The sequence below is a fragment of the Stenotrophomonas maltophilia genome (assembly GCF_013464915.1).
Taxonomy (GTDB): domain Bacteria; phylum Pseudomonadota; class Gammaproteobacteria; order Xanthomonadales; family Xanthomonadaceae; genus Stenotrophomonas; species Stenotrophomonas maltophilia_AT.
On the sequence record NZ_RAVT01000012.1, the window covers coordinates 21,284 to 42,194 of the forward strand.

The following is a 20,911-nucleotide window of genomic DNA, read 5'->3' on the forward strand; positions in this document are numbered from 1 at the left end:
TGTTCTTGACTCATGGATGAGTCCGGTTGGCGATTCGCGGCATCGGCCGCTCCATCAACCCCGAGGAAAACGTCATGGCACAGCATGACTACAGCAGAAAGGAAGTCCTGGACATCGTCGAGCAGGTCGCCAAGCAGAAGGGCATTCCGGTCGATGACTTCATGCGCTTCGCGCACATCGAGACCGGCGGCACCTTCAACGAGCGCGCCCACAACACCTCGTCCGGCGCCAAGGGCCTGTTCCAGTTCGTGCCCGGCTCCGCGCGCCAGTACCACCTGACCGGCCACGAGTTCGACCCGACCCGCAACACCGAAGCGGCCGCACAGATGTACCAGGACAACCTGGACTCGATGGCACGCCGCAACGAACGCACCGGCCACCCCTACCTGTCCGGCGGCAGTACGCCGAGCGGCCTGGACCTGTACCTGGCCCACCAGCAGGGCAGCGCCGGCTATGGTTCGGTGCAGACCGCGATCGCCACCGGCACCTTCGGCGTGGTCCGCAACGGCCATGGTGAAGAGATCAACATGCGCCGCAACGTGCTCAACCAGATCGGCTCCGATGCCAAAGCGCTCACCGGCCACACCCTGGCCGAGATGCGCGGCATGAACGATGGCGACCTGGCGCGCACCTTCTCCAGCTACTACATCCACAAGTACGCGGCGATCAGCATTCCGGAAAAGAACATAGCCCCGCAGACGGTAGCCACAGGCCAGAGCCAGACCCCGGCAGCGCCGGCACAGGCCAGCGCCGCCGTAGCGGCCGGTGCAGCCGCGCTGGCGGCGACCGCTTCGGCCGCAGCCGCGCCGAAGCCGGGCATCGAACTGCAGGCTGCCTACGAGGCCGGCGTGAAGTACGACCACGTCAAGTACGCCATCAACATCCCGGGCCATGCGCTGCATGTGCCGGGCAAGACCGGCAAGAACGTGGAGCAGGGTTACATCGACTGTTCCGGTTGGGTCGGTACGCTGCAGAACCGGACCATGGACGAGATCAACCAGAAGGCCGGGCATGCGGTCTTCAGCAAGGCCGATCGCATCGACCTGGGCAACCTGGGTTCCGGCGGCATCGTGCGCAAGGCATTCGACCAGTCCGGCGTGCTGCTTGACCGCGACGCGATCCTGAAGCCTGATGCGCTGAAGGAAGGCATGATCATCGGCCTGGATACGGCCAAGACCCGCCACGAGCATTGGAAGGGCATCGACCACATCGTGATGGTGGTGCGCGACCCCAACACCGACAAGCTGCTGATCAGCCAGTCCACCGGCAGCAAGGGCGTGCACACCATGCCCATCGAGGATTACCTCAAGCAGGTGAAGGACCACCCGAACTGGAAGCTGTACGCCACCGACCCGCTGTCCAAGGCGCGCGACCTGCTGGAAAACCGCAGCCAGTCGCACGAGCAGACCCAGGGCAAGCCGGCCGCCGAGCACAAGGCTGCCGCCGCGCCGCAGGCCGGACCGTACAAGCAGGGCGTGCACAGCGACGGCGTGCGCACGGTGCAGGAACAGCTGGGCCACCTGGGCTACGTCGGGGCCGACGGCAAGCCGCTGGTCGAAGACGGTCGCTTCGGCCGCAACACCGATGCGGCGGTGCGCCAGCTGCAGAAGGACAACGGACTGGTCGCTGACGGCATCGTCGGCGCGAAGACCCTGGACGCGATCAGGGAGGCCCGCGAGCGCCCGCTGCTGAACGACGAGCGGCACCCGCGCAATCCGCTGTTCATCCAGGCCACCGAAGGGCTGGAGCGGCTGCCGGCCGGTACCTTCAAGGATCGCCACGCGCTGGAAAGCGCCGCAGCGGCCCTGACCAGGGAAGCCCACGCCGCCGGCCTGCAGCGCATCGACTCGGTGGTGCCCAGCCCGAACGGTGAACGCCTGTTTGCCGTGCAGGGCACGATCGGTGACCCGGCGGCCAGCCGTATCGCGGTGGAGACCCGCGCCGCCAGCGAGCAGAGCATCGCGCTCAGCAGCGGTGCCGTGCAGGGCGCGCCGAACGTGCTGCACCAGCAGCAGGACGCACAGCAGGAACAGACCCGCCAGGCGCAGAAGGCCATGGGCGTCTGAGCCCGCAGCGCCTTGCAGACCAGGGAGGGGCCGCGCCATGCGCGGCCCTTTCCCTTTCTGCCAGCTGAGCAGCCGAGGCCGCTTTCAGCCTTGCTTCATGCCGCCTGCCGCTAGATGAATGCGCAAGCCGCAGGGTGGACCAGGCAATGTTCCGGCAATGTTGGAACGTCAGCGTGGTCTCCACGGCAGCCGGGGCGCCCGCGCCCTCCCTGCCCAGCGTGGCATGCACCTCACAGGAGAACGAACATGCTCAGTACTTCCACACTCAGCTTCCGTGGTCTGGCGATGGCCCTGGCACTGGTGGCCGGTGTTGCCGTGGTCAGCGATGCCAGCGCGATGTCGAGGAAGGACAAGCGCACCCTGGTCGGAGCCGTGGTCGGTGGCGTGGCCGGCAACCTGCTCTCCAACGGTGATCCCGCTGCCACTGTCGGCGGTGCCGTGGCCGGCGGCGCGATCGGCAACCTGACCACGTCCGACCGCCGCGACCGTCGCTATTACGACAACCGTTACTACGACAACCGCTACGACCGCCGCTACGATCGTGGCTATTACCGCAGCGGCTACTACGACCGTGGCGACGGCCGTCGCTGGCAGCGCCAGCGCTACTACGACAACCGCTACTACAACGACCGCGGCCGCCATCGCGGCTGGTAGGAACAGCTGATCGCAGACGCAGACAATGCGCAAAAAGCCCCGCTCTTCTAGCGGGGCTTTTTTTTGGGTATAACAGATGAATTCGTAAATTCGAAATAAGCACTGGCCCCTAGGATAAAACAAGAGGATCTAAGTGCCCAGCAGCTCCCCACCGAATCGCGCAGTTGATTTCCCAATATCAAACAACGAGGAATATCTAGTTGAAGATATCACTTATCGACAACGGCCTTGATTCCATCAAAAAGGGGTACTCATACCTAAAAGAATACGAATCCTCAAAATCATCACACAGCAGCGATAACCCCAAGAGATTCTCGGTGCTAAAGGATGCAATTCTTTCACTTCAGCACGGCGTGGAAATCTTATTCAAATGCACACTTCTCAAAACGAATGAAATTCTATTATTCTCCGAAATAAACGATAAAATCAGAAACGCATATAAACAGAGGCGCGCAGGAGAAATATCCACCTTATTTGAAGGGAAAGGTGTTCACACCGTTACTCACAAGGAGGCGATGCTTAGAGCAAGCGATATCTGCGGCCATGTAATTGACGAAAAGTTCAAGTCCCAGCTTGAGAAACTCGAGAAATGGAGAAATTCCATAACTCATTCGGCAGTTTTCTTAAATGAGAATGAAATTTCAGCCATCATGTCGAAGCTGCTCTACAGCATTGATAATTACTTTGGACCAATACTTGGAGAAGAATACCTAAAAGGAAGGGGGAAAATAGATCTTGAAATTGAATTTCAAAAGTATCTGGAATTCAATGGACCCCATGAAAGTGACACAAAATCAAAGATTGTACAGCGCCTGATCAATGCACTATCCGCATCAGGAATCGCTACAGGAGCACCAGGATCAATCTATACGGATGATCTTGATAAAGCATTTACAATACTTTCCTACATGCAAGGCGATGGAATTTCGTATGGCGCAGACTTGATAAACATGCACTGCTCAGGCCAGGCAATAGTACATAAATCAAATGACAATAAGTCCTTATTTATTCACGCCGAGGACATAAATACAGAATATCACTTCGAATTCGAATCTTTAGTCGCCTTCATTCCAACGATTGCAGGAAATTCATCGCCAATGATCTTTCTTTACGGAAAGAAAATAGAAACAGAAAAGGAAAATTCGATTATTTCCGAGTTCAAAGGTCACTCCACACAGGAAGGCATCAGATTCATCAAAAGCAACACATACGAGTGGAACGAAAAAGAGGTCTACAGGTTCAAGTATGACGATGAAGATGACGACCATAATCACAGCGACACCTCCATTCAGCCCCCACGCTCCGAACCATGGGTCTCCGCATTTAGATTCTTGAGCGCGGGGTGCGTTTGCTTTATGAACATTCAAACCCTTAACTATGGCCGAGGCAAGGAAGTTATCTATAACAGCAATATATCCGCCAAGAGCCTTCATGAGAAAATGAAGATTGCAGCAGAGGCAATGCGATCAGCATCAACCACACCCAAGGATTAGAATTCAATTGATCGCGCCATAAGGTCAAGACGCCACTTAGCATCGTGACGAAAATGAAGGAACCCGAGAACTGTTTCTCCCACCTCGTGCAGGGCCTCAACAACGACGAAGTCGCTGCCGACTGGCCACCCATCAGTGCCGCGGACATCGCGTGGCTGAGTGCGCGTTACCCGCAGCTGGGCGAGCACAGCCAACCACGCTGGCACAGCCCACGACCGCTGTCGGCCGCGGCCATCGTCGACAGCGTGGACGGTGCGGTGTTCGTCAAGCGCCATCACCACAGCGTGCGCAGCGCGGTCTGCCTGGAAGAAGAGCACCGCTTCATCTCACATCTGGCCGCAGCGGGCGTGCCGGTGGTGCAGGTCCTGGCAGCGGCCGATGGCCGCACTGCCGTCGAACACGGCGAATGGACCTTCGAGCTGCATGCCGTCGGCGTGGGCGAAGACGTCTACCGCGACGCCGTGTCGTGGTCGCTGCTGACCGATGTCGCGCAGGCCCGCGAAGCCGGTCGCGCACTCGCACAGCTGCACCGTGCCGCCGCCAGCTACCACGCGCCCCAGCGCAGCACCCATGTGCTGGTCGCGCGCGATGATCTGATCCGTGCCGACGATCCGATCGCAGCGATCAAGGCGGAGCTGCACGAGCGCCCCGGGCTGGCACGCTATCTCGCGCGCCTTCCATGGGAAGCGCAGCTGCAGCGCGAGGTGCTGCCGTGGCACGCCGGGCTGGCCGAGCGCCTGCGCGACGAGCCCCGGCTGTGGGCGCACAACGACTGGCATGTCTCCAACCTGCTATGGCGCGACGGGCAGGTCAGCACCGTGCTGGATTTCGGCCTGGCTTCGCCCACCAGCGCGTTGTTCGACCTCGCCACCGCGATCGAGCGCAATGCAGTGGCGTGGCTGGAACTCGAACGCGGCGTGGATGCGGTGCGCATCGATATCGCGCTGGCGCTGCTCGAGGGCTACCGCCAGGTGCTGCCGCTGTCGGCGGCACGCGTGCACCTGCTGGCTGACCTGCTGCCGATGGTCCATTTCGACTTCGCACTGTCCGAAGTGGAGTACTTCGAAGGCATCACCGGCTCGACCGCGAATGCCGACGTGGCCTGGCAGCCCTTCATGCTGGGGCACCCGGCATGGTTCCGCACCGCCCCGGGGCAGACGCTGCTGCAGGCCCTGCACGCGGCGGCGTGACCCGGTTGGTACACCGTTGGGGTCAGATCCCTTTMCCTCGGAAAGGGATCTGACCCCGCACCGCCCCGCTGCCTGAAGGGCACCGGCTCGCAAATCCGTACCATTTGTAGTGAAATGGTCACCTGAAGCGGGGGTGCCTGGATCTGCCAGGCTGAGAGAGTCCCTTGGAACCTGATCCGGTTTGCACCGGCGTAGGGAGCTTTGAGCCGCAGTCACACCCCCGTCATGGGCCGGTTGCACCTGCGCGCCGTCGCTTCGTCTCCCTTGTTGTCCGAAGACGAACCGAATGAACCGCTGCCTGCGCCCCACCCTGCTCTCCCTCGCCCTCTGCGCCGCGCTGCCGCTGCACGCCGGCGAGGCCGAGGCGTCCCCCGATGCGGCTGCCACCGGCGCCGAACGCTCGCCGACCGAACTGGCAGCAGTGCGCGTGCAGGCCGGCAAACCGAAGGCCGATACCTCGCGCGTGAACGCCTTCGGTGGTGGTTCCTGGAAGGACACGCCGACCTCGGTGAACGTGCTCGAGCGTGACTACCTCGACCGCCGCCAGGTGCGTTCGCTGTCCGAGCTGGCCAGCAACGATGCCTCGCTGGGTGATGCGTATGCGCCGGTGGGCTACTACCAGAACATCGCCATCCGCGGCTTCGCGCTGGACGCCGCCACCGGCTACCGCTTCAACGGCCTGTCCATCGCCGGCGAACAGCGCCTGGCGCTGGAGAACGTGCAGTCGGTGGAAATCCTCAAGGGCGAAGCCGGCCTGGCCGCAGGCGTGATGGCGCCGGGTGGCATCATCAACTACATCGGCAAGCGTCCGGCCGAGGTGCGCACTGCCACGCTCGGCACCGATTCGGAAGGTTCGCGCTACGTCGCCGTCGATGTCGGCCACTGGATCACCCCGCGTTTCGGCCTGCGCCTGAATGCCGCGTGGGATTCCAGCAACTCCTATGTCGAGCACGCCGATGGCCGCCGCAATTTCTACTCGCTGGCCGCCGACTGGCTGATCGGCGAGCGCGGCAAGCTGGAAGTGGACGCCAACTACCAGACCAGCTCGCAGCGTTCGGTATCGGGTTACCAGCTGCTGGGCGCGCGCGAGCTCCCGCATGGCGTGGATCGCGAATTCCTGCTCGGCTACCAGCCGTGGCAGCGCCCGGTGGACATCGCCAGCACCAACTTCACCGCCCTGCACACCTATGATTTCAACGAGGCCTGGCAGTCGCGCGTGTCGGTGGGCCACAGCCGGTCGGTGATCGATGACAACGTCGCCTTCGCCTACGGCTGCTACTACGCCGCGCAGTGCGCCGATGGCAGCGTGCCGGGCAACTACTTCGCGCCGAACGGTGACTACGACATCTACGACTACCGCAGCCCGGACGATACCCGCCGCAACCAGCAGGCGCGTGCCGAGCTGCGCGGCCGCTTCGAGACCGGCAGCATCGGCCACCAGCTGACCGTGGGTGCCGACTATTTCCGCCGCACCGTGGACAAGCGCCCAAGCGTCAACGAGTACGTCGGCACCAGCAACATCCACGACGCACCGGTGCCGGTATTCGAGCCGTCGCCGAAGATGCCGGGCCCGTCCGCACGGCGCCTGGACAGCCGCCAGACCGCGTTCTTCGCGCTGGACCGGATGAGCTTCGGTGACGACTGGCAGTGGCTGGCCGGCGGCCGCTTCGTGCGCCTGGACGAGCGCGCCTACGACAAGCGTGGCACCCCGCAGCGCCACAGCCGCCTGTCGCGCTTCCTGCCGCAGACCGCCGTGGTGTGGAAGGCCACCGACCAGCTCAACGCCTATGCCAGCTACGTGCGCGGCATTTCGCTGGGCCAGGAAGCGCCGTTCTGGACCAGCAACGCCGATACCTTCCTGCCATCGGTGCAGTCGCGGCAGCTGGAAGTGGGCGTGAAGTACGTGCCGGTCGAGGCGCTGACCCTGGGTGCGGCCGTGTTCCGCATTTCGCAGCCGTACCAGTACGCCAAGCCGGACAACAGCGACGTGGGCTACACCTTCGTCGAGGAAGGCACGCAGACGCATACCGGCCTGGAACTGACCGCCAACGGCCAGCTGACCGATGCGCTGCAGATCGTGGCCAGTGCCAGCGTGCTGCAGGCGCGTGCGCGCGACACCGGCACGCCGGCTTATGAAGGCCATCAGCTGGTGAACGTGCCGAAGCTGCGGGCCAGCGTGCACGTGGCCTATGCGCTGCCGTTCGTGCAGGGCCTGGATGTGACCGGCGGCTGGCGCTATGCCGGTGCCAACGTGGCCCGTGCCGATGGCGGCGTGCGCGCGCCCGACTACTCGGTGTTCGACGCGGGCCTGCGTTTCCAGCATCGCCTGCACGAACGCGCGGTGACCTGGAACCTGTCGGTGGACAATGTGTTCAACCGCTTCTACTGGCGTGATACCGGCAGCAGCGGCGGTGACTACTACCTGTTCCCCGGCGCGCCGCGACAGGCCCGCCTGTCGGTGACGTTCGCGCTGTGAGCGGCGTGATGCTCGAGTGGACCGCCGCGCTGTGCAGCATTCTCGGCGTCTGGCTGATGGCCAAGCGCCGGCTGTCGGCATGGCCGGTGGGCCTGCTGTCGGTGACGCTGTACGGGCTGGTGTTCGCCGAGGCCAAGCTGTACTCGGACACCCTGCTGCAGGTCGCCTTCGGTGGCTTCCTGGTCTATGGCTGGCTCAACTGGCGGCAGCACGCCGCCGATGAGGGCAGCATCCGCATCGTGCCGCTGGCGCGCGGCAAGCTGCTGCGCGACCTGGCCATCGGCCTGTGCGGTGGCGTGGCGTTGGGTGCGGCCATGCACACCTTCACCGATGCGGCACTGCCGTGGCTGGACGCGATGCTGACTGCGCTGAGCCTGGTCGGCCAGTGGTGGCAGGCGCGCCGCCACGTGGCCTGCTGGTGGGTGTGGATCGCGGTGGACGTGGTCTACGTGGGCGCGTACCTGTTCAAGTCGCTGCACGTGACTGCCGCGCTGTATGTGTTCTTCCTGGGGCTGGCCGTGTTCGGCCTGCGCGCATGGAGTGCGGCCGCGCGTGAACCGCAGGTGGCGCCGGTGCGTTGATGCGGATGGCCGGGCTGCGTGCCGGTAGTCGCCAACCTTGGTTGGCGCGCGCCTGCCGACCAGGGTCGGCATCTACCAGGCATATCCACGCGTGGCGTGGATCTACGGGGTCAGGGCCAAACCCAACCGCAGCGGCTGGCGCATGTCGGCCGGCGGGGCCGCCTGCAAGGGCGCGGCCTGCAGCGTCGCGCGCAGGTCGGCGTCGACCTGGGCGTCACCCAGGCTGTCGAACTCCAGCTTCGAGATGCGGCCATCCGCCGCGATCCATACGCTCACCGGCAGCGGCGCCGGCGCATCCGGATGTGCCTGCAGCCATTCCAGCACGCGCTGCGCCTGCGGGTCCTGCTCCTGCTGCAGGCGCTGCTGCAGCTGGCTCCCCACCGTAGCGGCATAGGCCATCCAGTGCGCAGGGGCCTCCTGCGCGGACACGCTGACGCTACCCAGTGCCAGCGCGCCGAACAACGCGGCCAGCCGCTTCCACCAGCGGCGTGCGCCGGTTCTGTTCCCTGCCCTGGCCATCGCCAGCCTCCTGCGCTCCCACCCAGCGCGCCATGGTCGGCGCCATAGATGACAGGCAGATGGCGGAGGGTCATGCCCGGCGCGATCACTCGCCCAGGTCGGCCAGCACCTTGCGCGAGGGCGCGAAGAAGGTCACGCCGGTGGTGGCGGTGGAGAAATCGAGGATGCGGTCGTGCAGGGGCGCAGGATTGCCGATGAACATGCGCTCGAGCATCTTCTCGATCACCCACAGGCGGCGGGTATAACCAATGAAGTAGGTGCCGTACTCGCCACGGCCCGGGTTGGCGAACGGCATGTTGTCGCGCAGGATCTCATGCTCGCCGTCGGCGTCTTCAATGGTGCACAGCGTCTTGTGCGATTTCTGCGCGTCGGCCGGTGCATCGTCCAGTTCGATGTTGTCGTGCTTGGTGCGGCCGATGATCGCTTCCTGCGCCTCGGTCTTCTGCGCGCGCCAGGCATCGAGGTTGTGCAGGTACTTCTGCACCACCACGTAGCTGCCACCGGCATGCTCCGGGTCTTCATCGCCCACGATCGTGGCTTCCGGCAGCGACAGCCCTTCCGGATTGGCGGTGCCATCGACGAAATCGAGCAGGTCGCGGCCATCGAAGTAGCGGAAGCCGGCCACGTCATCGACCGTTTCCACCGCATCACCAAAGGCCATCAGCAGGTTGCGCTCGAACGCCACGATCAGGTCCATGGTGCGTGCACGGATGTGGTACAGCAGGTCACCGGGTGTGGACACGGCGGTGTGGGTCGCACCCTTGATCTCGCGGAACGGCTGGAGCTCGCGCGGCGGCGTGGTACCGACCAGCGATTGCCATACGCGGTGGCCGATGGCCACGTTGCAGGTGAAGGTGCGCTCGATCTCGCGGATGGCAGTGTTCTTGATCAGATCGTCGGTGCTGGCCAGCACCTCGCGTGCCTTGGCGATCGACGCCTCGTCATCCTTCACCTTCAGCACCAGGAACGCCGCCGAATGAGTGAGCGGCGCGGTGATCTGCTGCGGCTCGTTGTCGAGCGTGTGGTTGAGGGCGGTGATCGGTGCGGGCTGGGAGTTCACGGCGGTTCCTGCTGGCTTGAGGCGGGCGCATCGCGCGTGGCGATGTGCGGGCGATCATAGCCGAACCACCCGCGCACGGCCGGAGCGGTTCTCGTTCCGCTGCCAGCAGCGCCGCACTACGCCCGGGTCAACTGGAACTGCTGCGGGCCAGTCCAGGCGATGCGCAGGTACGCGCCTTCCAGCAGGCCGCGCTCGCGCAGCCAGGCGAACACCTCGGCCGGGCACCACTCGCGCCCTGCCGAGAAGGCCACGCCCAGATCGCGCAATGCGACGAACATGCGGGCCTTGGCGGCATCGTCGGCGACACAGGCATGCAGGATCGGCGGCATGCCCTGAAAACCAAGCGCACCCAGCGCCGGCTGCGCGGTGGTATCCACAAGCACCACCTGCACGGTGTTGCCATCGGCCTGCTGCACGTATGCGCAAAGGGAGGTCTGCATGCGGAATCCGCTATCCGGTGGGCTGAAAGTATGCCCGCGCATTACCGATGCCTCAGGGGTCCCGGAAAAAGTGAAGCCCGGCGCGAGGCCGGGCTTCGGTTGGCGTGTGGGAGAGAGAGAGAGTCACACGCCAGCACAACACGCACTAACGACAGGCGTTTGTTACCAGCTGAAGCGCGGGCCCACGAACCACTCGCGGTCGCCGGCCTTGGCCAGCTTCACTTCGCCACTCAGGCCCCAGTTCTGGTTGAACTTGGCCGTGGCGCCGACACGGCCGTAGAACTCGCCGTCCGGGTTGATGCCGTGCTTCTTGGTGTAGTCCTCGTAGCCGGCCATCACGTAGCCTTCCACGTACGGATTGAACGCGGTGCGCACGCCAACCTCGGTGGAGTAGCCGTTGAAGTCCAGGCCATGCTTCATGTCGTACTTCTGGTACGCAACGCGAGCCACCAGGTCGGTATTCGGTGCGATGCCGTAGTTGTAGCCGGCGCCGATGCGCCACTGGTCGACGTCGTTCTTGAACTTGTCGGTCTCCTGCGCGCTGTAGTCGCCGAAGATGTGGAAGTTCGGGTGCACCGCCACGGAACCCTTCACCTTCCAGCCGTCGGCGTCGCCGCCCTTGGCATCGGTGTTCACGTAGCCGCCTTCAACGTAGTTGTACGACAGGCCGTCGGTTGCCGATGCAGCGAACGGCAGGGCAGCCAGAAGACCCAGGGCAAGCAGCGAATTCTTGTTCATCGGGACACACCTTTAATTATTTTGGTTTCGTCGACCGCCTCCCGGGAGGGGGAGAGAGAGGAGGCGGTCGACAGGTGTGAATTATCCGTTAGGGGGTCTAATCGACCCTGAATATTGAACTGACTGGTGTATAAATAAGGCTCCCGTTCAGGGAACTCCGTCGGTGCTGCGTACACATCATTCCAACCCAGGGTTGCACGATGAAGAGACTGGCTTGCCTGCTTCTGCTGCTCACGGTGTCGATGCTTGCGCACGTCGCGAATGCGGCCTCTTCTGCGGTGGGGGTCAATGCGGGCACGCTGGATGACTTCCTCGATCAGGTCGAGAAGAACAACGCCGGCGTCGGCAGCGTGTCCGTCTTCAGAAACGGGCGGGAGGTCTACAACAGGAGTTTCGGGCAGAAGAACCTGCCGCCTGTCGCGCACGACGACAGCACCCGCTACCAGATCGCTTCGGTGACCAAGATGGTCACCGCCATCCTGGCGTTCAAGCTGATCGAAGAAGGGCGGCTGAGCCTGGACGATCACCTGTCGGACTTCTTCCCCGATATGCCGTCGGCGCAGCGGATCACCGTTGGCCATCTGCTGGCGCATTCCAGTGGCCTGGGCAACTTCGCGATAAAGGACGGCTCGGTCTGGGTGGTGGACGGGGTGAGCCAGGCGAAGATTCTTGACGAGATACGAAGGCAGGGCACTGCGTTCAGGCCGGGGACGCGCGTGGCCTACTCCAACTCTGCCTACCTGCTGCTGCGGATGATCCTGGAGCAGCGCTATGGCACCGACTACCAGCACATCGTCGAACAGCAGATTGCACAACCGCTGGCGTTGCAGCACTTCGCCGCAGCACCGTCGCACGACGCCAACACCTTCAAGTCCTATGCATATGCAGGGCAGTGGAACGAGATCAAGGACATCGCGTACACCAACGTGATCGGCGTGGGCGACATCGCCAGCACCACGCGCGAACTGAACGTGCTGATCAATGCGCTGTTCCACTACCGGCTGCTGCGCGGGGAAAGCCTCGACCAGATGACGCCGGCTGTCGGTGCCGGCTGGGGAAAAGGACTGGCCGAGTTCCCGTTCGGCGAGCGGCGCTTCCTCGGCCACGGCGGCGATGTACTGGGCTCTCATTCGCGCGTCATCTACAACCCTGCCGATGATGTGTCGATCGCGTACTCCACCAACGGCGAGCGCATTCCAACCGCTGATTTCCTGCGGACCCTCGTGGGCATTGTCTATGGCAGTGGCTTCACGCTGCCTGCGTTGAAGTAGCCGTACGCGCCGCTGCAACGGGCAACAGGCAATCGGCGTTTGCAGCCTTTATGAACACGCGCACGCCTCTCAGACAGACATCGGCTTCATACAGATGAATTGGCTGTTCTGAACAGGCGCAAGGCGATCGGCCGACGTGCATCAGCTCGCCTGATCCCGCTTGTTAATGTGGGGTCACAGGCAGGCTTCACAGCCCATCCACGTATTCAAATTCCAGCTGAAAGCGCTTGTCAGCGACGGGAACAAACGCCGCTATATTCCAGCTTCCCCAGACGAAGGAGGGAGTGCAATGAACCTGAACCCGCAACACATGAAGACGGCCCGCGCACTTGCTGTAGCGCTCATCGCCACCGTCAGCCTCGGCGCCTGCGCCTCTTACAAGAACGAGTTTGCAACCATCAACTCGCGTCTCGATCAGCTCGACGTGAAGGTGCAGGGTGCCGCGCAGAGTGCGGAGTCCGCCAACCAGTCCGCACAGCAGGCCAACCAGCGTCTGGACCAGATCGAAGGTCGCGTGCAGCAGCTTGAAAGGGCACCTGCCGGCCGCAAGCCGCGCGGGTAATCGCTCCCTCACTGTTTGAATCGCATCTGATTTCGTACCTCTGTATCGGGAACCAGTGGCCTTCGCCGGCCACTGGCGTCCTTCCACCCGAGATTGCATTGCAAGGAGCCGTGCCATTCGTACCTACTCCTCCCCTGCACGTCGCGCCCTGCATGCCGCACTGGCCATGGCACTGGCCGTTGCGTGCAGCGGCGTAGCCAACGCCAGGGACAAGGACGCACCTGCACCACCAGTGGCCGCCGTTGATGAACTTCCGCCTGACCAGAGCGTGTCCGAAACGGTGATCGAACTGGCCGGCTGGGTGGTCGCCAGCAAGGACAACCAGGGCTATCCGTTTGCGGTCATGGACAAGGCGGCGGCGCAGGTTCTGATCTTCAGCGGCGACGGCAAGCTGCGTGGCGCGGCACCGGCGCTGTTCGGTTCGGCCATCGGCGATCATTCCGCACCCGGCGTCGCCAAGCTCGCACTGAGCGCGATTCCCGGCCACGACCGCACCACGCCGGCCGGCCGCTTCATTGGTGGCTACGGCCCCTCCGACGATGCCGGGCGCGTGCTGTGGGTGGACTACGATTCCGCCGTTTCAATGCATCCGCTGCCGCCGGGCAGCCCGAAGGAAAAGCGCGCCGAGCGCTTGGCATCGCCCACACCGGACGACAACCGCGTCACCCACGGCTGCATCAACGTCTCGCCGGCGTTCTATGGGCAGATCGTGCAACCCATGTTCGAGAAGGGCGGCGTGTTCTACATCCTGCCGGACAAGGATTCGATCGCGAAGACGTTCCCGGAATTCGCGCAGAGTCGCGGAGATGCGAAGGACGAAGACGAGAAGGGCGCACGGCGCGCAAGCAAGTAATACGCTCGTCGGCAGATTGGAATTCAGGAAGCCGCAGCCCCTGCGGCCCGCGCCAATGCTGCGGCGTGCGCGTCGCCCTTGCGCTCGCTGTAGCGGTCCACCAGGTAGTCCGACCGCCCTCGCGTCAGCAGCGTGAACTTCATCAGTTCCTCCATCACATCCACCACGCGGTCGTAGTACGGCGAGGGTTTCATGCGCCCGTCGTCATCGAATTCCTGCCAGGCCTTGGCCACCGATGACTGGTTGGGGATGGTCAGCATGCGCATCCAACGTCCAAGTACGCGCAGCGTGTTGACCGTGTTGAACGACTGCGAGCCACCGCTCACCTGCATCACCGCCAGCGTCCTGCCCTGCGTGGGTCGCACGCTGCCATCTTCCAGCGGCAACCAGTCGATCTGGTTCTTGAATACGCCGGTGACCGTGCCATGCCGCTCGGGGCTGACCCAGACCTGGCCTTCCGACCACTGCGACCAGGCGCGCAGCCGCTGCACTTCGGGATGACTCGTATCCACGCTGTCCAGCATGGGCAGCGCATGCGGATCGAACACGCGGGTTTCGCACCCCAGATGGCGCAGCAATCGCTCGGCTTCCAGCGCAAGCTTGCGGCTGAACGACTGCGGCCGCAGCGAGCCGTAGAGCAGGAGGATGCGTGGCGGTCCCGGATCTGCCGCGGCGAGCTGGTGGTGATCGGGCTGGGGCAGCGAGCCGTCCACCAGGTTCGGCAGATGGGCACTTGTGATTGGCTTATTCATTCGATTATTCTAGAAATATGGAAACATTGAATGCAATCGCTGCCCTGACTGCCTTGGGTCACGCCACCCGCCTGGCCGCTTTCCGCCTGCTGGTGGAGGCCGGCCCGGCAGGACGCATGGCAGGCGACATCGCCACGGCCCTGCAGGTGCCCCCAGCCACGCTCAGCTTCCACCTGAAGGAGCTGGTGCAGGCCGGGCTGGTGGAGAGTGAAAGCCAGGGCCGCCATGTCTGCTATCGGGCCAACTTCGATGCCATGAACGGCTTGATCGAGTACCTCACGCACAACTGCTGCGCGGGTTCACCCAGCGAGGAGTGCGTGCCCGCAGCTCCCGCGTGCAAGTGCTGACACCGCACACGACCTGCCCCATCGAGGCGATTGCCCCATGACCCGTTCTGTCCTCTTCCTCTGTACCGGCAACAGCGCCCGCAGCGTGCTTGCCGAAGCCACCCTGCGCGCCTGGGGCGGCGATCGCTTCACCGCCTTCAGTGCCGGCAGCCAGCCCACCGGCCAGGTCAATCCGTTCGCGCTGGCGCAGCTGCAGGCCGAAGGCATGCCGATCGATGGCCTGCACAGCAAATCGTGGGATGTGTTCGTGGACGCGGCCCCGATGGACCTGGTGATCACCGTGTGCGATTCGGCAGCCGCCGAAGCCTGCCCGGTGGTGTTCGGTGACTTCATCCGCAGCCACTGGGGCCTGCCCGATCCGGCGGCCGCAGCGGGCAACGATGCCGACAAGGCCGCAGCCTTCGCGCTGGCCCATGCCATCGTGAAGCTGCGCCTGCGTGCATTGCTCGCGCTGCCCGAATCGGTGTGGGCTGACCGCGAGGCAATGCAGCACGCACTGGACCGGATCGGCCAGCTGCTGCCGGCCGACGGCACGCCGTGACGGTGCCATTGCCATGGGCCTGTTCGAGCGACACCTGACCCTATGGGTTGTGCTGTGCATTGCGGCTGGCACCCTGCTGGGTCACTTCCTGCCCGGCGCTTTTGCCGCGCTGGCATCCGCAGAGATCGCCAAGGTCAACCTGCCGGTTGCGGTGCTGATCTGGCTGATGATCATCCCGATGTTGCTGAAGGTCGACTTCACTGCGATGCACCAGCTGCAGCAGCACTGGAAGGGCATCGGCGTAACGCTGTTCATCAACTGGGCGGTGAAGCCATTCTCGATGGCGTTGCTGGGCTGGCTGTTCCTGCGCCATGCCTTCGCCGACTGGTTGCCAGCAGCACAGATCGACAGCTACATCGCCGGGCTGATCCTGCTGGCAGCCGCGCCCTGCACCGCGATGGTGTTCGTCTGGAGCAACCTGTGCCGTGGCGAGGCGAATTTCACCCTGAGCCAGGTGGCGTTGAACGACGCGATCATGGTGGTTGCCTACGCACCGGTGGTTGCATTGCTGCTCGGCCTGTCGGCGATCACCGTGCCGTGGGACACGCTGCTGCTGTCGGTGGGCCTCTACATCGTGGCGCCGGTGCTGGCGGCTGCGTTGCTGCGGCGCTGGATCCTGATGCGGAGTGGCGAGGCAGCGTTGCTGCGGGTGCTTCGCAAGCTGGGGCCCGTCTCGCTGTGCGCGCTGCTGCTCACACTGGTGCTGCTGTTCGGCTTCCAGGGCCGACAGATCGTGGAGCAACCGCTGGTGATCGCGCTGATTGCCGTGCCGATCCTGATCCAGGTCTATTTCACTTCCGGCCTCGCTTACCTGCTCAATCGTCGCCTGGGCGTGGCCCATTGCGTGGCCGGCCCTTCGGCGTTGATTGGCGCCAGCAATTTCTTCGAACTGGCGGTGGCGACAGCGGTGGGGCTGTTCGGCGTGCAGTCAGGGGCGGCGCTGGCCACGGTCGTCGGCGTGCTGATCGAAGTGCCAGTGATGCTGTCCGTGGTGCGGATCGTGAATCGTACCCAGGGCTGGTATGAAAAGCGTGCGGAGCGCTGACAGCGCAGGACGCTGCCAGGCAGGTCTGCTGCTGGCCGGCAGCAGATCTTCTCCCCGGACCATCTGACCACGGTTGTGAGCCGCCAGACGGCGGTGCCTTTGCTCGCCTTCGGTATCAGAAATCCAGCTCATGCTCGGGCAGCGGAAACTCGCTGCGCCTCGCGTCCCACTTGCCAGAGGGCTCCCTGATGCGGAAGTGATCAAGCACGAAGGGAATCCCTTCGCTGCTCATGATTCCGGGCCCGGTGGTCACCTGGAAATGCAGGTGAGGCCAGCGTGCATCACCCGAATTGCCGATGTTTGCCAATGGTTCTCCGCGCCGAACGTGCTGGCCGGCCTTGACGGTGACACTTCCAGGTTGAAGGTGTGCATAGTGCGCAAACTGGCCTTCACCCAGGTCAAGCACCACCGAGTTGCCTGCCAACGACTCCATGCTCAACGGCACTGCAGGGGTGAATCCTGCCGATGTCCTGGGTATGTTGTCCGGGAACCCGCCCCTGGCTTCGACGACCGTGGCATCGGCGACTGCGAACACCGGCTGCCCGTAGGCGTGGTAGCTCCGCACATCCCGCGGATCACCCTTCAAAAGGTCGCCATCGATACGGCGCTTCCAGTCGATGGCATATCGGCGCGAGATCTGCGCGACGCCACCAGCGACGAACACGCCCGGCCGATGGTGGCGGTCCAGTGCCAGACCGTTGTCGGCCAGCCAGTGACTGCCGCGGACGGGACTGGACAACACCTTCACGACGCCATGCCGTGTCGCCAGCTCGAGGCCTTCGGCTGCCGCTCCATCCAGGGCAATGCGATGCACAAGCCGCTCCGGCACAGGCGATGCTTCATTGAAGGCGATGCAGAGGAAAACCGTTGCGGCTCGCCCCGCCTGCAACGTATGCGCGGCATCGATGGAGCCGCCGCCGACAAGGGTCATCTGGTCACGCAGGGTGTTTCCGGAAACAGTGAGCAGGCGATCACCGCCGTCTGGCGCGGACGCCAGAATATCCAGCGCGTTGATGTGCAACGCGTCTTCGGATCGGTTCTGCAGCTGCAGTTCGTAGACAAGATAGCGATAGCCGCCCGCACTGAAGGCGCTGGGTGCGAAAGGCGTACGGACCTCGAGCTGGACCGGAGGAAATGCGGGCTCGGCCACATCTACCGCTCGGCCCGCCGCATCGGTTCGCTGGACGACCTGGCACCCCACCGGAAGCGGAAGCTGCTCGACGGATGATGCACGGGCGGGCATGGCGAGGCTGAGACCCGCAAGAAGACCGAGGCAACGCAACGTGGAGCTCATCACATGTTGTCCTGGAGGGGAATGAGCACAGAAACACTGTGGGAACGGCTCACATCAGAAGTGGACCCAACGCGCCTCTTCATGCTGGAACGTGCCTCCGTGATGCAAGGCCGGTAACGTAGCTGATGTCCACGGGCAGATGCGGACATGAACCCGACGAATCGAGACATATCACCGGGAACCAAACCCTGTCCTGTACGCGCTGGGTGTTTGGCCCATCTGGCGGAGGAAGGCCCTCCGCAGTGCATCGGCCGATCCATATCCGCATTCAGTGGCAATCCACCCCACGTCCTTCCGGGTAGCTTCCAGCAACAGTCTGGCTGCATCGACGCGCAGCTGCTCGACATACTTCCGGGGAGTGAGACGGAACGCAGCAACGAACCGGCGATTGAAGTGCCTGGGGCTCATGTGGGAACGCTGCGCGAGCTCGTCCACGCCCAAACGAAGATGCAGGTTCTCCCGCATCCACTGCTCCAGTTTCTGGAACGCGTCGGGCAGGTCCAGGGACTGCAACTGGCGGCTGATCTGGCTGTGCCCGCCTGAGCGCCTGCTGGCCATGACCATGCGCTTTGCCACTTTGAGCGCAAGCGAGGGGCCGTGATCCTCCGCGACCATGGCCAGGGCCATATCCATTCCTGCGGTGATTCCGGCCGACGCCCACACGGGGCCGTCCCTGGTATAGATCGCGTCGGCCTGCACCCTTACCTTCGGGTAACGCTCACGCAATTCGCTTGCATCGCTCCAGTGTGTGGTGGCCTGGCGTCCATCAAGCACGCCTGCTTCTGCCAGCAGGAGCGCACCACTGCACACCGATGCAACCCGCCGCACACGTGATGCAACCGAGCCCAGCCATGCAACCAGCATCCGATCAGCCCTGACGATATCCAGCGAGTTTCCCATGCCTCCACAGACCAGCAGGGTATCGGTGTCATCAGGCATATCCGCATACACCAGATCGGGCAGCAGGCGAATGCCGGAAGACATCACGATGGGCTGTGCGTCCATGGCAAGCAGCTTTACCGCGTAGATCGGACCACTGCCAGGACGGTCCTCCTGGGCCTGGCGACTTGCCAGCGCGAACACCTCCATCGGCCCACTGATATCCAGTGACTGGGCACCGGCGTAGGCAAGCATGCAGACCTTTCGGGTGGGAACCCGCTCCATGACAGGTCGTCCTTCGGGAGTTGGCAGCAAGGCTGACAGCATATCCGCGAAGCGGTCATCACCTGATAGCTGTCAGGCGCTGTCCCTGTTGCAGATGTCCTGGCCAATGCTGAGTTCGTTGCCGCTTGGGTCTGCTATCCGGAAATCACGCATGCCGTAGGGTCTGTCTCCGATGGGGACGATGACCGTGACTCCCAGGCCCACAAGGGTTTCGTAATAGTCGTCTATGCCTGATACGCGCAGATGGATATGTGCAGCACCTGCAGGCTTGCTGCCGGCCCGCTGCGTGAGGGCGATCTCCACACCATCCCGGCAAACCGCGGCCATGTCGGGCGGATCGCCCCACGACCATGCCAGATCGAACCCCAGTACGTTGCGGTAGAAGTCCATCGATTCTGCAAGGTGGTCTACTGAAAGGATCGGAGAGATGGACTCGATCTTCATAGGCTTGGGATCCCTTTCATGCCCAGGTGCTGGTCGATGATAGCGTCCGGCCAGGCTCAGGGCTGCGTGCCAGGCTCCCGGGGTGCCACCGCCGCCACCCGGTTCGTGTTGTCGGGACCGGCAAGGATCCCGACCGTCTGCTGAAGCAGCATGCGAACCTGGAAGCCATCGCCGGCGTTGTTCATCGGCGGTCCTGGTCCTGTCTCTTCGCGGCTTCCAGGTACGACTCCGCCGATCCGGACGCTTTTTCAGCATGCCGCACCCACGCTCGAACCTCCGCCAACACCGAGGTTCCGAGATGCCACACCGCTTTCCGAAGGCCGTCCGCTGGACGGCCGGGCTGGTATTCACCCTGCTCTGCGCCGCCGTGGCGGCCTACGCCTTCACCGTGCTGTACGGCCAGCCGCACGCGGGCAATCCCCTGCAGATGAAGTTCGCAGCATCCGGCCTGGATGTTCCCGCCCACCTCTTCGGCGGCGGGCTGGCCTTGTTGCTGGCGCCGTTGCAGATGAACGGATGGATCCAGCGGCGCGCCCCCCGACTGCACCGGCTGAGTGGCGGGTTGTACACAGGCGGGGTGCTGATTGCCGGGCTGGCCGGACTCTCCCTGGCACTGCATGCCGAAGGCGGTGCGCCCACCGGCATCGCCTTTGGCCTGCTGGCCGTGGCATGGCTGGCCACAACCGGTATCGGCATCGGCCACGCGCTGGCTGGCAACCTCGCCAGGCACCGGCAATGGATGTGGCGCAGCATCGCCCTCACCGCGTCGGCAGTATCGTTCCGGTTGATCCTGGGCATCGGGCTGGGTGTCCTGCACCTGCCCTTCCCCACGGTTTACCTGGCCGCCGCCTGGGGATGCTGGGTGTTCAACCTGGCCGTCTGTGAACTGGTGTTGCGTTGGCCCCGACGGCCACCGGCCACGGCGTTGTCAGCGGCTCGGTGATTCCGGGGCGTCAGCCATCGCATGGCGTTTGCGGAAGACGCTGGGCGTTTCACCCAACTGGCGCTTGAACGCCGCGTTGAACGTCGATTTCGACGTGAAGCCGCAGGCATAGGCGATATCGAGAATGGTCCGGGTGTCGGCACCGTCGGCCAGATGGGCAGCGGCGGCTTCGATCCGCTGGCGGTTGATGTAGTCCCAGAAGTTCTCGCCGAAGCGGCGGTTGATCACCGCCGACACCAGGTATTCGGGGGTAGCGGGAACGTTTGGCCAGCTGGCCGATGGTGAGCGCCGGTTCGCGGTACAGCTGCTGATCGGTCATCAGTTGCGACAGACGTGTCTCGACATCGGCAAAGCGCGGATCCTCAGCACTCGACGCCGTGTCGGGCTCGGCTGGCGGGGGTTCAATGGCCGGTTCCACCACCACGGCCACCTGGGTGAGGCTGAAATAGCCCATCAGGAAAACCCAGGCCGCGACCAG

23 protein-coding genes and 1 riboswitch are annotated in these 20,911 nt (G+C 63.7%); of the genes, 13 read left to right on the forward strand and 10 right to left on the reverse strand.

The window, feature by feature from the left end; translation table 11 throughout:
- Positions 1-74 precede the first annotated feature (74 nt).
- From D7T59_RS04155 to pnuC, 6 genes are all read left to right on the forward strand, one after another.
- Positions 75-2,066 carry a peptidoglycan-binding protein gene (locus D7T59_RS04155; protein WP_180851075.1) on the forward strand — a complete coding sequence of 664 codons (1,992 nt, stop codon included), beginning with the start codon at positions 75-77 and terminating at the stop codon, positions 2,064-2,066.
- Positions 2,067-2,312: 246 nt separating this feature from the next.
- On the forward strand, positions 2,313-2,720 hold the full coding sequence (locus D7T59_RS04160) for a glycine zipper 2TM domain-containing protein (protein ID WP_180851074.1): 408 nt from the start codon (positions 2,313-2,315) through the stop codon (positions 2,718-2,720).
- Positions 2,721-2,920: 200 nt separating this feature from the next.
- Complete coding sequence (locus D7T59_RS04165; RefSeq protein WP_180851073.1) at positions 2,921-4,213, forward strand: hypothetical protein; 1,293 nt, start codon at positions 2,921-2,923, stop codon at positions 4,211-4,213.
- Positions 4,214-4,266: 53 nt separating this feature from the next.
- Positions 4,267-5,403 (forward strand): phosphotransferase enzyme family protein, encoded by a 1,137-nt coding sequence (locus tag D7T59_RS04170; RefSeq protein ID WP_180851072.1) that lies wholly within the window; start codon positions 4,267-4,269, stop codon positions 5,401-5,403.
- A 119-nt stretch (positions 5,404-5,522) separates the two neighbouring features.
- Positions 5,523-5,618, forward strand: a riboswitch (TPP riboswitch).
- Between the two features lie 71 nt (positions 5,619-5,689).
- Complete coding sequence (locus D7T59_RS04175; protein WP_180851071.1) at positions 5,690-7,879, forward strand: TonB-dependent siderophore receptor; 2,190 nt, start codon at positions 5,690-5,692, stop codon at positions 7,877-7,879.
- 8 nt (positions 7,880-7,887) lie between these two features.
- Positions 7,888-8,460 carry a nicotinamide riboside transporter PnuC gene (gene pnuC, locus D7T59_RS04180; protein WP_180851070.1) on the forward strand — a complete coding sequence of 191 codons (573 nt, stop codon included), beginning with the start codon at positions 7,888-7,890 and terminating at the stop codon, positions 8,458-8,460.
- A 102-nt stretch (positions 8,461-8,562) separates the two neighbouring features.
- Here the strand turns inward: pnuC and D7T59_RS04185 are convergent, their stop codons facing one another.
- The 4 genes from D7T59_RS04185 to D7T59_RS04200 form a co-directional block, all read right to left on the reverse strand.
- Positions 8,563-8,979, reverse strand: coding sequence for a hypothetical protein (locus D7T59_RS04185; protein WP_180851069.1), 417 nt, complete (start codon positions 8,977-8,979; stop codon positions 8,563-8,565).
- 85 nt (positions 8,980-9,064) lie between these two features.
- Entirely contained in the window at positions 9,065-10,039 is a 975-nt protein-coding gene (locus tag D7T59_RS04190; RefSeq protein ID WP_164137331.1) for a Dyp-type peroxidase, read from the reverse strand.
- 116 nt (positions 10,040-10,155) lie between these two features.
- A complete protein-coding gene (locus D7T59_RS04195) occupies positions 10,156-10,479 on the reverse strand; it encodes a hypothetical protein (RefSeq protein ID WP_180851068.1) in 324 nt (107 codons plus the stop codon).
- 162 nt (positions 10,480-10,641) lie between these two features.
- Positions 10,642-11,217: an OmpO family porin gene (locus D7T59_RS04200; RefSeq protein ID WP_164137333.1), complete on the reverse strand. Its 576-nt coding sequence runs from the start codon at positions 11,215-11,217 to the stop codon at positions 10,642-10,644.
- Between the two features lie 200 nt (positions 11,218-11,417).
- On the opposite strand from D7T59_RS04200, the gene D7T59_RS04205 reads away from it, so the two are divergent.
- The 3 genes from D7T59_RS04205 (at position 11,418) to D7T59_RS04215 (ending at position 13,903) form a co-directional block, all read left to right on the forward strand.
- Positions 11,418-12,488, forward strand: coding sequence for a serine hydrolase domain-containing protein (locus D7T59_RS04205; RefSeq protein WP_258012921.1), 1,071 nt, complete (start codon positions 11,418-11,420; stop codon positions 12,486-12,488).
- A 289-nt stretch (positions 12,489-12,777) separates the two neighbouring features.
- The gene (locus tag D7T59_RS04210; protein ID WP_010487149.1) at positions 12,778-13,050 is read left to right on the forward strand and encodes a hypothetical protein; all 273 of its coding nucleotides are present in this window, start codon (positions 12,778-12,780) and stop codon (positions 13,048-13,050) included.
- Between the two features lie 166 nt (positions 13,051-13,216).
- Positions 13,217-13,903, forward strand: coding sequence for a L,D-transpeptidase family protein (locus D7T59_RS04215; RefSeq protein WP_106548737.1), 687 nt, complete (start codon positions 13,217-13,219; stop codon positions 13,901-13,903).
- Positions 13,904-13,926: 23 nt separating this feature from the next.
- Here the strand turns inward: D7T59_RS04215 and arsH are convergent, their stop codons facing one another.
- Positions 13,927-14,655, reverse strand: coding sequence for an arsenical resistance protein ArsH (arsH, locus tag D7T59_RS04220; protein ID WP_180851067.1), 729 nt, complete (start codon positions 14,653-14,655; stop codon positions 13,927-13,929).
- 17 nt (positions 14,656-14,672) lie between these two features.
- Here arsH and D7T59_RS04225 point away from each other — a divergent pair, with 17 nt between their 5' ends.
- From D7T59_RS04225 to arsB, 3 genes are read left to right on the forward strand one after another with little or no spacing between them, the layout of a single operon-like run.
- The gene (locus D7T59_RS04225; protein ID WP_180851066.1) at positions 14,673-15,002 is read left to right on the forward strand and encodes an ArsR/SmtB family transcription factor; all 330 of its coding nucleotides are present in this window, start codon (positions 14,673-14,675) and stop codon (positions 15,000-15,002) included.
- A 37-nt stretch (positions 15,003-15,039) separates the two neighbouring features.
- Positions 15,040-15,543, forward strand: coding sequence for an arsenate reductase ArsC (locus D7T59_RS04230; RefSeq protein ID WP_180851065.1), 504 nt, complete (start codon positions 15,040-15,042; stop codon positions 15,541-15,543).
- 13 nt (positions 15,544-15,556) lie between these two features.
- Complete coding sequence (arsB, locus tag D7T59_RS04235) at positions 15,557-16,588, forward strand: ACR3 family arsenite efflux transporter (protein WP_180851064.1); 1,032 nt, start codon at positions 15,557-15,559, stop codon at positions 16,586-16,588.
- 115 nt (positions 16,589-16,703) lie between these two features.
- On the opposite strand, the gene D7T59_RS04240 is transcribed toward arsB, so the two are convergent.
- From D7T59_RS04240 to D7T59_RS21240, 4 genes are all read right to left on the reverse strand, one after another.
- Positions 16,704-17,882 carry a M23 family metallopeptidase gene (locus D7T59_RS04240; RefSeq protein WP_180851063.1) on the reverse strand — a complete coding sequence of 393 codons (1,179 nt, stop codon included), beginning with the start codon at positions 17,880-17,882 and terminating at the stop codon, positions 16,704-16,706.
- A 171-nt stretch (positions 17,883-18,053) separates the two neighbouring features.
- Entirely contained in the window at positions 18,054-19,016 is a 963-nt protein-coding gene (locus tag D7T59_RS04245) for a GlxA family transcriptional regulator (protein ID WP_180851062.1), read from the reverse strand.
- Between the two features lie 102 nt (positions 19,017-19,118).
- Entirely contained in the window at positions 19,119-19,490 is a 372-nt protein-coding gene (locus tag D7T59_RS04250; protein ID WP_180851061.1) for a VOC family protein, read from the reverse strand.
- Between the two features lie 56 nt (positions 19,491-19,546).
- Complete coding sequence (locus D7T59_RS21240; protein ID WP_258012920.1) at positions 19,547-19,675, reverse strand: hypothetical protein; 129 nt, start codon at positions 19,673-19,675, stop codon at positions 19,547-19,549.
- A 68-nt stretch (positions 19,676-19,743) separates the two neighbouring features.
- Between D7T59_RS21240 and D7T59_RS04255 the strand changes: the two genes are divergently transcribed.
- Positions 19,744-20,433 (forward strand): DUF2306 domain-containing protein, encoded by a 690-nt coding sequence (locus D7T59_RS04255; RefSeq protein WP_180851060.1) that lies wholly within the window; start codon positions 19,744-19,746, stop codon positions 20,431-20,433.
- On the opposite strand, the gene D7T59_RS21245 is transcribed toward D7T59_RS04255, so the two are convergent.
- Positions 20,419-20,670, reverse strand: coding sequence for a helix-turn-helix domain-containing protein (locus D7T59_RS21245; protein ID WP_343203072.1), 252 nt, complete (start codon positions 20,668-20,670; stop codon positions 20,419-20,421). The genes D7T59_RS04255 and D7T59_RS21245 overlap by 15 nt on opposite strands.
- Positions 20,671-20,911 lie beyond the last annotated feature (241 nt).